Source organism: Arthrobacter sp. 10T425 (assembly GCF_056393985.1).
The window spans coordinates 358,526-372,103 of record NZ_JBFTGZ010000002.1; the positions used below are offsets into that span (position 1 = coordinate 358,526).

Here is a 13,578-nt window from a genome sequence, read left to right on the forward strand (position 1 = left end):
CGGCGGGTCGGCGCAACACGCCGGCGTCGGCCACCAAAGGTGGGGAATCTCTGACGCCACCACAGCCATGTGGGCACGAAAAGGCGGTGGGCCTGCGGGCCTAAATTAGGCGGGAAGCTCGAGGGTGAAAGTGCTGCCGTGGCCCGGACTGGTGCGGCACGAGATGGATCCGCCGTGCCCTTCCACGATGGCCTTGGTGATGGACAGCCCTAAGCCGGCGCCCGGAATGGATCCGTCCCGGACGGCCGGGCTGCGGAAGAAACGGGTGAAGACCCGCCCGGCGTCGGCGGCGGTCATGCCCATCCCGGTGTCCTCGACGTGAAGGCGCACCAGGCCGTCGCCGGAGCTGGCGGAGACCCGCACCGATCCGCCGTCGGGCGAGTACTTGATCGCGTTGGAAACGAGGTTGTCCAGGGCCTGGCTGATCCGGAGCGGGTCCACGTGGGCCCAGAGCGGACCCTGGACGTCCGTGGCGAGGCAGACGCGGGACGCCTGGGCGTGGGCCTGGGCCGAGCCGAGGCTCGCCTCCACGATGCCGGCGAGGTCGGTGCGGCGCGGATGGACATGGACGGCGGCGCTGGCGGACATGAGAAGGTCCGAGACCAGGGCCAGCAGCCGCTCCGCGTTGCGCTGCGCCACTTCGACGCGGCGGACCACCGGACTGTCCAGGCCCTCGGTGTCGGCGAGCACCAGGTCCAGGTTGCCGATGATGGACGTCAACGGCGTGCGGAATTCGTGGGAGACAGTGGAGACGACCTCGTCCTTCGCTGCCAGGGCGTCCACCAGGCCGGTGACCTCGTTGAAGACCACCACGGCGCCGCGGAAGTCGCCGGCGTCGTTCTTCAGGGGCCGGGCCCCGGTAGAGACCACGCGGCTGGCCGCCGCCTCACCGAAGCAGACAAGGTAGTCGGCAAACGACTCGCCGGCCAGCGCCCGCCGGATGGGACGGCGCTCCAGCGGCAGGGGGGTGCTTCGGTCCTGACCGGTCAGCACGAGCCGGCCCTCTTCCTCCGGCAGTACTTCCCTCGCCGGTTCGGCCGTAGGACGGGGCGCCGCGGCCGCGGATTCCTCGAGTTCGGCCTGCCACGTGTTCGTGAGCAGCCGGCGGCCGCTGGCATCCACTGCCACGATCCCGACGTCGACGGTGTCAAGAATGGTGTTCAGGAGCCGTTCGCGCTCCCGGCTGTCCGCGAGCAGGACCTCCAGCTCGGCTTCCTTGGACTTGATCCGCCGCTGCTCGCGCCGCAGGCGCGCCCGCGCGAAACGCATGGCCAGGGAGACCGCGAGCATCATCAGGGGCACCAGCAGGGCTTCGGCCGTGCGGGCCGCAAGCGGTGCCGGCCGGTCCGCCAGGAGCCAGGGCAGGGCGGCCAGGAGGGGCACCGAGAAACTCAATGAAAGGCTCGCGGGGGCGGAGAGCCTGGACGCCGAAATCCACACCACGGGCAAGACGGAGAGCACACCTGGATCCGGCAGCCCGGCGGAGGTGCCATCCCGGAGCAACCCAATCGCAACCAGGTCCAGGACAGGGATGACGAGCGGCGCCAACGGCCCAAAACGCTGCCAGGGGACCAGTACGCAGGCCACGAGGAGGGCGGCCTGCAGGGCAAAGGCGTACCGGCACAGGATGCTGTCCGGAAGGCCGGGCCAGGCGGCCGGGGCAGCCATGACGATTGCGGCCAGCATCACGGCCAGCGGCAACTGGCATACGAGGACCCGCCCGCGCGGCCCCAAAGCCTTCCCGTGTCGATCCACACTGCGGATCAGCCGCTGTCTAAGCAAAGACGCCGTGCCCCCTTCCCGTTGCTCCAGTTTTACACCCTGTGTCACGCAAATTTGACATAAATCGAAGTTTTGCCATTTCTGTTACCGGGCAGCCGCGAATTTGCCCCTTAGGGTGGGTATTCTGACATTGCTGGTGGGGGCCGGCGAGATAATTGCTGCCGCCGCATCCGCGAACGGCAGCGTAGCGTGACACATGAGGGGGGCCATGACCGACATGGGAGTCGCCGTCGTTGTAGAAGACGACGAAGATGTTCGGAACCTTGTCGAAGCCGTATTGAGCCAGGCAGGGTTCGAAGTCCACTCGGCGGCCGGCGGACGTGAAGGGGTCGACGTCGTCAGGGCACGGGAGGCAAGCGTGGTCACCCTCGATGTCGGGCTTCCCGACATCGACGGTTTCGAGGTGCTGCGCCGGATCCGGCAGTTCAGTGACGCGTACGTGGTCATGCTGACAGCGCGAACCGACGAACTGGACACCCTGACGGCGTTTCATACCGGGGCTGATGATTTCCTGGCGAAGCCATTCCGGCCGCGGGAGCTGCGCGCCCGTGTGGGTGCCATGATGCGCCGGCCCCGGCAGGACCTCGGCGCCGCGGACGGATCCGCGGTGGATTCTGGGGCGGCCGCCGCCCCGGTAGCGTCCCAGAGTCCGGTGCTGCACCACAACGGCCTGGACCTGAACCCCGAGACCCGGTCCGTGAGTGTCGACGGCGTGGCGGTCAGCCTGACCCGCAGTGAGTTCGACCTCCTGCAGGCGCTCCTGAAGGGCGCCGGCGCCGTGCGGTCCAAGACCGAGCTGGTGCGCGTGGTCCGGGGCGATTACTACCGGGCGGACGCCTACATCAGCGAATCCGACGAACGCGCCGTCGAGGTGCATATCGGCAACCTGCGGAGGAAACTCGGCGAGGACCCCGTGCAGCCGCGCTGGCTGCAGACCGTCCGCGGCGTGGGCTACCGGCTGTCGCCGGCGCGGTAGCCCCTGGAAGGGCTTCCGGCGCCCGGCGCCCGGGAAACCTGTAGGCGGCAGCGGTCCCGCCGGTCCTAGCTGTCCCACAGGACGTAGCTGAACTGGAGCTCGTCGACGGTTTCCCCGCCGCGCGCGGCGACGTCGCGCAGGAGCGACAGTGCGCGGCCAATGTCTCCGGCCCTGAGGGCGTTCTCCAGTTCGCCGGCGAGCTGGGCCAGGCGCAGGCCTCCGACCATGGCCGAGGACGTCTTCAGGCTCAGCACAGCGTCCATCGAGCCCGCGAGATCCCCGCGTTCGAGGGCCGAGGCCAGCGAGCGGTAGCGCTGGTCCCACATCCGGGTGTAGTCCCTGGCAAATCCCTTCGCCACGGCCGGATTTTCCAGCTGTGCACCCAGGTCCTGAAGCGCGGCAGGGTCCACGAGCGGGGCCGCCGGCAGGTCCTCGGGGAGGACCTCCGGGAAGACCTCTGGGAAGGCCGCTGCCGCGCTGGATGCCGTGAGGGCAGGCGCCGGCAGTCCCGGAGAGGTGGTGGGAGCGAGGGCAATGCCCGCATCTCCGTCGTCGGGGCAAGCGCTTGGAAGGGACATGTGACCACGCTACTTGCTGATGCGGCCGATGCCTTGCAGCCCGGTCTATCCTGCGGAAACCCTGAGGCTTTCCCGAGGGGAACCAATCCCTGCCGCTGGTGCCGGCCGTGGCCGTGTCGGCGGCCGTTTACTGGCCACTGAACGTGTCGATGGCGTTGATGACGGCCGGGCCCAGGATGGCGATGAAAAGCACGGGGAAGATGAAGAACAGCAGGGGAAACAGGATGGTGACGGGCAGCTTCATGGCCTTCTCCTCGGCCCGTTGCCGGCGCTTGACCCGCATGACCTTCGCCTGCACCCGCAACACCCGGCTGATGGCAATGCCGTAGGTGTCGGCCTGGACCACGGCCTGGACGAAGCTGCGCAGCTCGGGCACGTTGGTCCGTTCCGCCAGTGCCACGTATGACTCGCGCCGGCTGCGCCCTACCTGCATGTCCTGCAGGGTCCGGATAAGTTCCTCCGCCAGGGGGCCCTTGCCGTTCTCGCCGGCCCGGGCCATGGCGCCTTCGAAGCCCAGGCCCGCTTCCACGGAGATCAGCATCTGGTCCAGCGTGTTGGCCAGTTCCAGCTGCATGGTCTTCTGGCGTTCCTGCCCTCTGCTGTAGAGCAGGAGGTCGGGGATGAAGTAGCCGAGCAGGAACACAAAGATTCCCACGAGCTTGAGGACCGGCGTCGGGCTGTTGGCGCTGATCCAGAAGCCCAGCAGGGCGCCCAGCAGCCCAAGGAGCGGCTTGGCCGCGAGCACGCGGCCCAACGGCAGTGACGCGGGGCGCCCGGCGAGGGACAACAGCCGGTCCAGTTTGCGGACGTACGCCGGGGGAGTCAGCCGGTAGCCGGCCCGTTCCAGCAGGCTGCTGCGCTCCCGATGGGTGAGCTCGGCCGGGTCGGTGCCATGCGCGAGCATCTCCCGCATGGCGCGCTGTGACCTCCGGTCGACGGAGAGCAGCGACCACGCCAGATACCCGAGCGGCAACGCCACCAGCAGCGTGGCAAGTAGTACAGCAGGTGCCATAGCCGCCTCAGAACTTCAGGTCGATGATTTTTCGCATCCACAGCCCGCCAATGGTCATGAGGATGACGGAGGCCGCCATCATGCCCCAGCCCAGCGGGTGCGTGAACATCGGGTTCATGTAGCCGGGATTGACCAGCATCAGCATCACCACGATCCCGATCGGCATGGCCATGAGGATGTACGCGGAAAACTTTCCCTCGGCGGCGAGGGATTTGATGTGTCCTTTGATCTCGCTGCGCTCGCGGATGGTCTCGTTGACCTGGTCCAGGACTTCGGCCAGGTTCCCGCCCACTTCGCGGTTGATCTGGATGGCCTGGGCGATCCAGACGAAGTCCTCGTTCCGCATCCGGTCCGCGGTGTCGCTCAGGGAGTCCAGGAGGTCCCGACCCAGGCTGGTCTCTGTAACCACGCGGCGCATCTCTTCCGACGTCGGGCTTTGGGATTCGGACGCGGCGGCGTCAATGGCGCGCATGATGCTGTGCCCGGCCCGGAGGCCGCCGGACAGCAGCTGCAAGGTATCGCCGAGCTGCTGGTCGAACTTGGTGCGGCGCTTGCCGGCCAGGATGCGGAGCACGAGGTGGCCCACGACCGGCGCCAGGAGCACCAGAAGGACCGCCAGCAACGGGCCCGCGACGACGAACCCGGCGAGGCCCCCCGCAACCGCTCCGGCCAGGAGCAGGACGTAGAAGTCGGCCTGGCCCAGGCGCAGGCCGGCCTGTTCCAGCGACTCGCGGTTGAAGAGCCGGACTTTGCGGCCGGAAAAGAATCCGTCGACCAGGTGGACGGCCGAGCCGGCGAACCGCGTCAGCTGCGAGTCGGCCTGACCCTGGACGGGCCTGCGCCGGTCCAGGGGGACACTGGCCCCGCCGGGGGAGAGCAGCGCGAATCCCAGGACCACCACTGCGCTGAAGAGCAGGCCGACGCCGATGGGCAGCAGAGTCATGGACAGATCACGCCCTTCCAGCCGGGGTCAGCGGCGCGGCAAACACAGCGGGGGAGACATGGATGCCCAGGTCCTCGAAACGGTCGATGAAACGCGGGCGGATGCCGGTGGGGACGGGCCTGCCAAGGAACCGGCCGTGGGCGTCGACGCCGGCGCCGTAGTCGAACACGAAGGCGTCCTGAAGCGTGACGATGTCGCCCTCCATGCCCTGGACCTCCGTGACGTGGGTGATCCGCCGGGTGCCGTCCCGCAGCCGGGAGATCTGGATAATCAGGTTGACGGCCGAGGCGATCTGTTCCCGGATGGCGCGCAGCGGCAGGTCCATGCCGGCCATGAGCACCAGCGTCTCCAGACGGGCCACGGCATCCCGGGGCGAGTTGGAGTGCACGGTCGAGAGCGACCCGTCGTGGCCTGTGTTCATGGCCTGGAGCATGTCCAGCGATTCGCCGCCGCGGACCTCGCCCACCACGATCCGGTCCGGTCGCATGCGCAGGGAGTTCCGCAGCAGTTCGCGGATGGTCACCTCGCCCTTGCCCTCAGTGTTCGACGGCCGGCTTTCCAGCCGCACCACGTGTTCCTGCTGGATCTGGAGTTCGACGGCGTCCTCGATCGTCACGATCCGCTCGTCGTGGGGCAGGAACGAGGAAAGGACATTCAGCAGTGTCGTTTTGCCGGTGCCGGTGCCGCCCGAGACGATGATGTTGAGCTTGGCCTTCACGCAGGCGTTCAGCAGTTCCGCCATTTCCGGCGTCAACGTGCCGAACTCGATGAGGTTCCGGACAGTCAGCGGCACCTTGCTGAACTTTCGGATGGTCAGCGACGAACCGCCGACGGCGAGCGGCGGGATAACGGCATTGACGCGGGACCCGTCCTCGAGCCGAGCATCCACGAGGGGCGAGGACTCATCGATGCGCCGGCCCACTTTGGAAACGATGCGCTCGATCACCTTGCGGAGGTGGTCCTCGGAGCTGAACCGCGACTCCGTCAAGGTCAGTTTGCCGTTGCGTTCCACGTAGATCTGGTCCATCCGGTTGACCATGATTTCCGTGACGGCGGGATCGTCCAGGAGGCGCTGCAACGGGCCGTAGCCCAGGACGTCGTCGGCCACGTCGCGGACCAGCCGGGAGCGCTCTTCGGCGGACAGGGGGACCTGTTCGGCGTCGATGATGCGCGTCAGCTCCTCCCGCGCGGAGGTGCGGAGGTCCTCTTCCGTGGTTGCCGAATCGTTGAAGCGGGTTCCCATGCGCTCGAACAACGCAGTGGCGGCCCGCTGTTTGAGGGCGGCGAAAGCGTCGACGGGCTGCTGGCCCCGGGCGCGGGAGTCCTGGTGCTCCGGGAAAGCCGGCAGCGGTGGGCGGTCAGTCTTCTGGAGCACGACGGCGGCCGGCGCTGCCGCCGTCGTCGCGCTTCCTCCGGTGGGGGACATGGCCAACGGAGATGCGGCCTGCGGGGATTCGGCCCGTGGGGCGGACGCAATCGTTCCCTCGGCGGAGCGGAGCCGTTCGGACAGTTTCATCAGACCACCACCCGGCGGTGCAGTTTCTTCTGGGCGGTGGCGCGCCAGGCGGGATCGAACCGGTTGACGAGCTGTTTCAGTCCCTTGATGGCAGGATCTTTGCGTCCGTCCTGGAGGACCGGGATGCCGCGGTTGGTGGAGAACGCCACTGCCTTGGACCGCGGGATGCTGACGTCCACGGGCGCGCCGATGGTCGCCTCGACGTCCTGGACGCTCAACCCGGACTTCGAGTCCGCCATGTTCAGCACCACGTGGCGGGTCTCGGGCAGCAGGTCCAGGCGCCGGAGGATATCCAGGCCGGAGCGCAGCCCGCGGATACTCGGCACGTCCATGGCAGTCACCCAGACGGCGTCGGTGCACTGCTCGAGGGCGGCCAGCCCGACCTCCGGGAGCCCGGGTGCGGTGTCGACCACGACGTATTGGAACTGTTCGGCCAGTTGTTCTAGCAGGCGCGTGACCTGCTGGGGTGTGATGTCGTCGGCCTCCTCGGGCGTCCGGGGGGCGCAGAGGGCGTAGATGCTCCCGGGATGGACGGTGAGGAAGGCTTTGAGGACGAGGGAATCCTGGCTGGCCGCGGACGAGACGGCGTCGGTCACGGTGTGCTCCGGGTGCAGGTACAGGCCTGAGGCCACGTCCCCGAACTGCAGGTCCAGGTCCACAATGACCACGCCCATGGGCGCCACTTTGCCGAGTCCGATGGCGATGTTGGTGGCGATCGTGGTTTTGCCGACCCCGCCTTTGGGGGAGAAGACGCCGATCACCAACCCCCTGGCGCTGTCAGGCTGGCTGGCCGCCGTGGTTCGGTTGCGGGTGGCGAACGACTGGCAGGCCCGCTCCAGCAGCACCCGGATCTGGGCCGGGTCCGCCGCCGGGCTGAGGATGTCGCGGATGCCGGCCCGCATGGCCAGCAGGACGAAGTTCGGATCGGCCTCGCCGACCAGGATGACGCTGAGCTCGGGAAGCTGGACGTCGAATACCGTCGCCAGGCGCAGGGCGTCCTCCACCGGCACATCCGGTCCCAGGATCAAGACCTCGGGCCGTTCCTGGTTGAGGCTGGCGAAGAGCTCCGCCGGGTTCGCGGGATTGACGAACGCGAAGGTCTGCAGGCCGCCCGGAAGGCCGCCGGCCAGGGCCTGGCGGACGCGGGCATCGAAATCAGTGTTCGGCGAAATCAGGACAAAGCGGCTCATTTGTACACCTCTGGTCGCGTTACGATGCCGGGGCGGCCGCTGTCCGTGGCGTTGAGCGGTTCCTTGCTCAGCCAGATGCTGGCCGATTCCGTGAAGTTTGCGGCATAGACAATCTTTGTGGCGTCCATATCATTCACGGCGACCGTAACGATCATGGAGCCGGTGGGGAGCGACGTGTCCTCGGCTTCCGCGGGGGAGCCGGCGGCAGAGGGCTGCGGGGACGGGGCCACCACCGGGGCGCGCTGGACAGCCGTCACGAGAGCCTTGTGTACCGTCAGCTGGGTAGTCTCTTTGTCTGCCTTCGCCTCGAGGCCGCCGTCCTTGAGGTTGATGAAGACACCCACATGGTCGCCCGCCGCGAGACGGCCGCCGACGAGCCGCTGGGGCTCGAGCTGGAAGGAAACCTCTTGCAGGCCCTTAGGCACTTCAATCGCTCCGCTCGCCTTTAGTGCCTCCGGCTCAATCAGCCGCTCGGCGACGAGCTGTTCGCCAGGGAGGAGGTCGACGGCGGTGACTTTGCCGGCCAGCCCGTCCAGGTTCGTGAGAGCCGACTTCGAGACGGCTTTTCCGGGAAGATCCTGGCTGGTCACGAATGCTTTCAAGGCCGCGACCGACGTGCCGGCCGGCACAGCTTTCGACACCACGAGAACGGTGACGGGCTGCAGGCCCTGCACCGCCCTGCTGTCGGCGCCCTGCGCGTAGCTGACTACCAGGATGGCTCCGACGACGGCCAGCACCAGGGCCGCGATTCCTGCCAATAAGCGTGACTTCACTGTTAGGGCACTCCAATGGTAAGGCGGACTATTGAGGTCCCGTAGTCCGGTGCTGCGCCGAGTGCGAAGGCGTCGGACAAAGAGACATATCGCACGAAGTAGCCCCTGATGGTCTTGTTCTTGAGCGTCCCGCCTAATGACCAGCTGTTAGAGGCAAAGTGGTAACCCGTGACATGGAAGGCGGCAAATCCCTTCACGTAGTACTTGCCGCTGGAGCCGTTGCCGGTCGCCACGTCGTACAGCGGGAAAAGGACTGTTTGGTCGTTCATCTTGCTCAAGTCCGCAGCGGTGCATTCGCCTGGTGCGCTCGCGCCCGTGTTGCTGGAAAACCAAACGCCAGAGTTGTTTGCTTGTCCGGCTGACAGGGTGACTCCGCATTTTGCATCGCTGTCCGAAATCCAGCCGAAGCCACCCGGGATCTCGCCACAGCCGCCGGAATCCATGTCCAGGACCTGTTCGGCGCCAGCCAGCGAACCTGGCGGCAGGTTGAGCTTGCATTGGGCAATGGCCAGGGGCAGAAGGATCGTGCCCGTGGACGGTGTTCCCCACTCCACGCGGGATGTAGCGGTTACTTCGGCGGTTGAAAGGCCCAAGGCCCGGGCGAAGAAGAGGGAAACCCGGTTGGGCGGCTTTCCTGCTTCCTGGGCCCCCACCGTTACTTTCACGGTGCGGGCGGCCTTATCCAGTACGAGGTCCGCGATGTTGCTCGCGCCGTCACTGGCGTTGCCGTTGGCCAGGCTTCGGGCGAGTGTTGAAGTGGGGGAGCAGTCGGCGTCGTTGATGTTTTTCGCGCACTTTTGGGCGATCATGAGAGCGACAGCATCAGAGCCGTTCTGATCCTGGGTCCTCTCCGCGTACAGCATCCCGACGTCGACCGCCAGCGCGGCAAACCCCAACAAAGTCACCATGAGGATTGCGACCAGCACGCTGACGGCCCCGCGCTCGCCGTCGGTGGTTATCATTCTTAGCCGCCGCACAGCATGACTCCTTTGCCTTCCAAAGTGAACGGGCCTGCGATGCCGGTCATGGTGGAGAGCGAGTAGGTGATCTTGACCGTTACCTGCGCCCCGGAGGTGCAGGGCGTGGGGTTGATCGTGATGTTGGAGTCGGCCAGGACCGGTTGGAGGCCGGTTGCGGCATTCTTGACTGCCGTACGCGTTGAGGAGGCGCTGTTGTTGATGGCCATCACGCGTACGCCCTCGCGGGCCGCGCTGGAGAGCGAAATCTGCACGTTGTAGGCACGGCCAAATTCCATGATGCCCAGCAGAATCATCACAAGGACCGGGGCGAGAAGAGCGAATTCCACCGCGACGGCGCCCCGTTCCGATGTTTTGGGCATTGGGACCGCCTTCCTGCCTCTCGGATTGATGCCTTAACCGGACAGGGCTGGGGAAGATCAGAGTCCTCCCCAACCCTGTCCGGTCGCACTGGGCTCCTACTTCGAGCAGACCGGAGGAGTCGCCGTCGACATGGTGCCGCCCTTCATCGAACAGGTCACAGACTCAAAGGTGGAGTTCAGCTGTCCGCCCAGGAGGCCGACTGCGACGATGATGACGACGGCGATGAGGGAGACCATGATGCCGTATTCGACGGCGGTGGCGCCGCGCTGATCGCGGCGAAGACGGGTTGCGAAAGCGGAGAGGAAGGAACGCATTGAGACTCCTGAGCGAGTTGGGAGGCTGGTCCTGCACCAGCGCTGAGAGGAACTTAGCAATCGACGACACGCCGGGGATTCGTGCTTGACGCATCCTGTGCCAAGGCTTCCCAAACTGCACGATTCCTGTACATTCCCTGCGCCCATACTGCGCTTGCAGCATTCCATACATCGTCCGCACCAAGGGACCCCCTTGGCTCTGGTCCAAGGGGGTCCGGTATCTGGGGCATGAGCCGCGGCTGGCGGCCCCGTGCTCGGCCGATCGAGTGGTCAGCCGGGAATACGTATCAGCCGGGAGTTCGAGCTGATCGCATTGATCGCTGAGACAAAGATCGGGCCGAGGTCCGCTCCGTCTGAGGCGCAGAAGAAGTAATCTCCGTCGGAGTTCTCCGCAGCCGCCAGAGCCGGCGTCGAACAGTCGTTGCTTGCGGTGCTTGGGATGCCTGAGGACTTCTCGGAGGCAGCGGCAGCGAGGACGTCGCGCACGTACGCTGAGCCAGTCCCCCCGCATCGGGCTGACGTTGCTGCGTTGTACGCGACGGTGACAATGAGGATATTCCGCAACTTTGCGTCGGCTGCAACGGCTTTCAAATTGTTACAGGCAAGCGCTCCGTCTGAGTTCTTGACGTCGGCAGGGTCGCTCACCAAGGTGGAGCCCCCTACGCCAGTCTCGTTCGGTTGACCATCCGTCTCCAGGACAATTGCCTTACGGGGTGTTCCTGCGCGCGACGGCAGGCTCCCCAGGTTGTTGGCATCCAGACCAAGCAGATACCGGGCCGCGGCCTTCATGGGCGAGGCCAAGTACGTGCCGCTGCCCGAGTGCGCCAGGCACTGCACACCCTTGACGAGTGCGCTGCTGTTGTTGAGCGCAGGTGGTGCGCCTGTGGTGGTGTAGTCGTTGGAGAACGGGACGGGAATCCAAGGGCCACTGGTAGCCGAACCCGATGGGGTGGTGATGCAGCCGGTGGTGGAGCTGCTGCGGCCGATTGTGCCCAAGGCTACGTACTGTTGGTCCTTGGTCATGGTCTTGAGTGTGGTCTGAATGGCGGTTCTCATACTGGCAAGGTCAGTGTCGCTCATACTGCCCGTACGGTCCGCCACCAGTGCGACGTCCATGGGGTTCGGGGACTGCGCCCCGCAGGAGCCTTTGCAGGCGTTGGCCGCCAGCGAGCCTGTGTTTCCGGTGCTGATGCCGATCGCGGGGCCGAACGAGAAAGGGACATCCTTGTCGTCGGTCACGGTGATCGTGTTGCACGTTCGGCCGCCCCCCGTAATGCACGGAATGGCACAGATCGTTTCGCTGCATCTTGCCCCGGCCGTGGTTCCTGGGTTGCAAACACTGGGGACTTGGCCGCTGGCCACGGTCTTGGCAGCCCCGGTAGAAGCGACCACACACCAGAATGTGACCGCGGGGTCCGCCTGGGCGTCATTGGCTTTGGCGTATGCTATCGCGGCATTCCGGGCGGCGGCAGGGTCGTCCGGGAGCGAGGATGCGCCAGCGAGTGCGCCAGCATCCAGCGCATTGCTAAGGTGCTGGTGCTCGGAGACCAGCTTGCCGATATCGAGGGCCATGGCCAGCACCCCGAAGAGCACGGGCACGAGGAGGGCGAACAGGACCGCCGTCGCTCCGCGTTCACCGGTTGCCTGCTTACGAGGCTTTACAGTGCCCATGTGCTTCTCATTTCGCTCGACGTGACACTCTGGAGCCTGGTTCGATGCTGGCGTTACGGAGTGCATGACCCGCCGCCCCAGTTCTGTGCCCCCGAAGTCACGGCTACGGTACTTTCCATTTTCATAACGGCCTTCGCTTCGAAGACCCCGGCCAGGGCCCAGGAGTAGAAACCCGACAATGAAGACTGTGGGTAGCGCAGGCAGACAACCATGACGCCGGGAGCTCCCCCGGAAGTGTCCACGGCAAACTTCACCTGGAGTTTGCTGTTGTCCAGTTCGCCTCCCCGGGCATTGTTGGCGGATGCGAGGACGTCGCCTTCTGTGACTCCCTGCCGCGCGGCCTCACGCGCAGCTCCCTGAAGATTGATGGTTTGGCCGTACGCCATCCCAAAGTCGATCACCCCGAGAAGCATGGACAGTAGGACGGGGACAACGAGGGCAAACTCAACAGCTGCCGCCCCCCGCTGCCGACCATCCCGATTCTTTGGGATGGGTGCCGGAAACCTAAACATGTGCTCCTCCTTCAATGTGGCCGGTGAATCCCGGCCCTCCCGGGCGTCGGGTCCATTGCCTTACGGTTCTGAAATAGTGCTCAACGACCGGAAAACGTGCTGATGGCGTTGATGACCGCGGGACCAAGAATGACGATAAATAGAGTCGGAAAAATGAAGAGGAGCAAGGGAAATACCACAGCTACGGGAAGCTTCATGGCTTTCTCCTCGGCACGAAGACGGCGTTTTATGCGCATCTGGTCCGCCTGGGGCTTCAGCACGCGGGCTATCGACAGGCCCTGCACGTCGGCCTGGATAATGGCCGACACAAAACTTTTCAACTCTGGCACCGTGGACCGCTCGGACAAGGCCTTGTAAGCCTCACGCCGGGTTCGGCCGGCCTGGATGTCCTGCAGCGTGCGGACCATTTCCTCGGCTAACGGACCCTTGCCGCTCGCCCCGACGCGGGCAACTGCGGCCTCGAAGCCCAGGCCCGCTTCGACCGATATCAGCAACTGGTCCAGCACATTGGGCAGATCGAGCCCGATTCTCGCCTGGCGCTTGGTGCCGTTGTTGTACGTCAGCAGGTCGGGTAGGAAGTAGCAGGCAGCTGCGAGACCGAAGCCAAGCAAACCGCCTTGCGGGCTCCTGGCAGCTCCCAGAGCGATGGCAAAGAGCGCGGCGCCCAGGGCTGCGAGCGGTTTCAATGTCAGCAGGCGGTCCAACGGCATGGATGCGGGTCGTCCCGCATTAGCCAAGAGCCGGTCCAAACGGGCGACATAGGCGGCCGGTGTCAGTGTCCGGCCGAGCATGGTCATCAGGCGCGGCGCCTTCTGGGTGACGCCGGCCTGGTGGCTCGAGACGGCGGTGAGCCTCGACTGGATCATCCGGCCGGAGACGCGGTCGATAGAGATAATCGACCAGGTGAAATAGGACAGCGGAAGAACGACGGTGGCGATCAGTAGCCATACTGTTGCGGTCATGGTTTCTAC

The 13,578-nt window shown here is 65.8% G+C and carries 14 protein-coding genes; 1 reads left to right on the top strand and 13 read right to left on the bottom strand.

The features are described 5' to 3' along the window. Positions 1-105: 105 nt before the first annotated feature. Complete coding sequence (locus AC1DDH_RS04005; protein WP_476954877.1) at positions 106-1,755, bottom strand: sensor histidine kinase; 1,650 nt, start codon at positions 1,753-1,755, stop codon at positions 106-108. A 235-nt stretch (positions 1,756-1,990) separates the two neighbouring features. On the opposite strand from AC1DDH_RS04005, the gene AC1DDH_RS04010 reads away from it, so the two are divergent. Further along, positions 1,991-2,758 carry a response regulator transcription factor gene (locus tag AC1DDH_RS04010; protein ID WP_476851477.1) on the top strand — a complete coding sequence of 256 codons (768 nt, stop codon included), beginning with the start codon at positions 1,991-1,993 and terminating at the stop codon, positions 2,756-2,758. Between the two features lie 65 nt (positions 2,759-2,823). On the opposite strand, the gene AC1DDH_RS04015 is transcribed toward AC1DDH_RS04010, so the two are convergent. The 12 genes from AC1DDH_RS04015 to AC1DDH_RS04070 all read right to left on the bottom strand — a co-directional run bounded on the left by AC1DDH_RS04015 (position 2,824) and on the right by AC1DDH_RS04070 (position 13,569). Continuing rightward, positions 2,824-3,336, bottom strand: coding sequence for an Hpt domain-containing protein (locus AC1DDH_RS04015; RefSeq protein WP_476851476.1), 513 nt, complete (start codon positions 3,334-3,336; stop codon positions 2,824-2,826). Positions 3,337-3,463: 127 nt separating this feature from the next. Next, a complete protein-coding gene (locus AC1DDH_RS04020; RefSeq protein WP_476851475.1) occupies positions 3,464-4,348 on the bottom strand; it encodes a type II secretion system F family protein in 885 nt (294 codons plus the stop codon). Positions 4,349-4,355: 7 nt separating this feature from the next. Beyond that, positions 4,356-5,291, bottom strand: coding sequence for a type II secretion system F family protein (locus tag AC1DDH_RS04025; protein ID WP_476851474.1), 936 nt, complete (start codon positions 5,289-5,291; stop codon positions 4,356-4,358). 7 nt (positions 5,292-5,298) lie between these two features. Next, positions 5,299-6,807, bottom strand: a complete 1,509-nt coding sequence (locus AC1DDH_RS04030) for a CpaF family protein (protein ID WP_476873001.1) — start codon at positions 6,805-6,807, stop codon at positions 5,299-5,301. Next, complete coding sequence (locus AC1DDH_RS04035; RefSeq protein ID WP_476851472.1) at positions 6,807-7,997, bottom strand: CpaE/TadZ family protein; 1,191 nt, start codon at positions 7,995-7,997, stop codon at positions 6,807-6,809. The genes AC1DDH_RS04030 and AC1DDH_RS04035 overlap by 1 nt, the downstream gene beginning before the upstream one ends. Continuing rightward, positions 7,994-8,770, bottom strand: coding sequence for a Flp pilus assembly protein CpaB (gene cpaB, locus AC1DDH_RS04040; RefSeq protein ID WP_476947197.1), 777 nt, complete (start codon positions 8,768-8,770; stop codon positions 7,994-7,996). The genes AC1DDH_RS04035 and cpaB overlap by 4 nt, the downstream gene beginning before the upstream one ends. Positions 8,771-8,772: 2 nt before the next feature. Next, positions 8,773-9,732 carry a pilus assembly protein TadG-related protein gene (locus AC1DDH_RS04045; protein ID WP_476954878.1) on the bottom strand — a complete coding sequence of 320 codons (960 nt, stop codon included), beginning with the start codon at positions 9,730-9,732 and terminating at the stop codon, positions 8,773-8,775. Positions 9,733-9,734: 2 nt separating this feature from the next. Next, positions 9,735-10,109 carry a TadE/TadG family type IV pilus assembly protein gene (locus tag AC1DDH_RS04050; protein ID WP_476954879.1) on the bottom strand — a complete coding sequence of 125 codons (375 nt, stop codon included), beginning with the start codon at positions 10,107-10,109 and terminating at the stop codon, positions 9,735-9,737. Between the two features lie 96 nt (positions 10,110-10,205). Continuing rightward, positions 10,206-10,424 carry a Flp family type IVb pilin gene (locus AC1DDH_RS04055; RefSeq protein WP_476954880.1) on the bottom strand — a complete coding sequence of 73 codons (219 nt, stop codon included), beginning with the start codon at positions 10,422-10,424 and terminating at the stop codon, positions 10,206-10,208. Between the two features lie 270 nt (positions 10,425-10,694). Continuing rightward, complete coding sequence (locus AC1DDH_RS04060; protein WP_476954881.1) at positions 10,695-12,095, bottom strand: pilus assembly protein TadG-related protein; 1,401 nt, start codon at positions 12,093-12,095, stop codon at positions 10,695-10,697. A 53-nt stretch (positions 12,096-12,148) separates the two neighbouring features. Then, positions 12,149-12,607, bottom strand: coding sequence for a TadE family protein (locus AC1DDH_RS04065; protein ID WP_476931107.1), 459 nt, complete (start codon positions 12,605-12,607; stop codon positions 12,149-12,151). An 80-nt stretch (positions 12,608-12,687) separates the two neighbouring features. Next, a complete protein-coding gene (locus AC1DDH_RS04070) occupies positions 12,688-13,569 on the bottom strand; it encodes a type II secretion system F family protein (RefSeq protein ID WP_476954882.1) in 882 nt (293 codons plus the stop codon). Positions 13,570-13,578: the final 9 nt, after the last annotated feature.

What these genes read in the sequence shown, in the direction of transcription:
- AC1DDH_RS04010 (WP_476851477.1), top strand. Translation starts at nt 1,991, where the DNA reads ATGACCGACATGGGAGTCGCCGTCGTTGTAGAAGACGACGAAGATGTT.
- AC1DDH_RS04030 (WP_476873001.1), bottom strand. Translation starts at nt 6,807, where the DNA reads ATGAAACTGTCCGAACGGCTCCGCTCCGCCGAGGGAACGATTGCGTCC.
- AC1DDH_RS04055 (WP_476954880.1), bottom strand. Translation starts at nt 10,424, where the DNA reads ATGCGTTCCTTCCTCTCCGCTTTCGCAACCCGTCTTCGCCGCGATCAG.
- AC1DDH_RS04015 (WP_476851476.1), bottom strand. Translation starts at nt 3,336, where the DNA reads ATGTCCCTTCCAAGCGCTTGCCCCGACGACGGAGATGCGGGCATTGCC.
- AC1DDH_RS04060 (WP_476954881.1), bottom strand. Translation starts at nt 12,095, where the DNA reads ATGGGCACTGTAAAGCCTCGTAAGCAGGCAACCGGTGAACGCGGAGCG.
- AC1DDH_RS04045 (WP_476954878.1), bottom strand. Translation starts at nt 9,732, where the DNA reads ATGATAACCACCGACGGCGAGCGCGGGGCCGTCAGCGTGCTGGTCGCA.
- AC1DDH_RS04065 (WP_476931107.1), bottom strand. Translation starts at nt 12,607, where the DNA reads ATGTTTAGGTTTCCGGCACCCATCCCAAAGAATCGGGATGGTCGGCAG.
- AC1DDH_RS04050 (WP_476954879.1), bottom strand. Translation starts at nt 10,109, where the DNA reads ATGCCCAAAACATCGGAACGGGGCGCCGTCGCGGTGGAATTCGCTCTT.
- AC1DDH_RS04070 (WP_476954882.1), bottom strand. Translation starts at nt 13,569, where the DNA reads ATGACCGCAACAGTATGGCTACTGATCGCCACCGTCGTTCTTCCGCTG.
- AC1DDH_RS04020 (WP_476851475.1), bottom strand. Translation starts at nt 4,348, where the DNA reads ATGGCACCTGCTGTACTACTTGCCACGCTGCTGGTGGCGTTGCCGCTC.
- AC1DDH_RS04025 (WP_476851474.1), bottom strand. Translation starts at nt 5,291, where the DNA reads ATGACTCTGCTGCCCATCGGCGTCGGCCTGCTCTTCAGCGCAGTGGTG.
- AC1DDH_RS04035 (WP_476851472.1), bottom strand. Translation starts at nt 7,997, where the DNA reads ATGAGCCGCTTTGTCCTGATTTCGCCGAACACTGATTTCGATGCCCGC.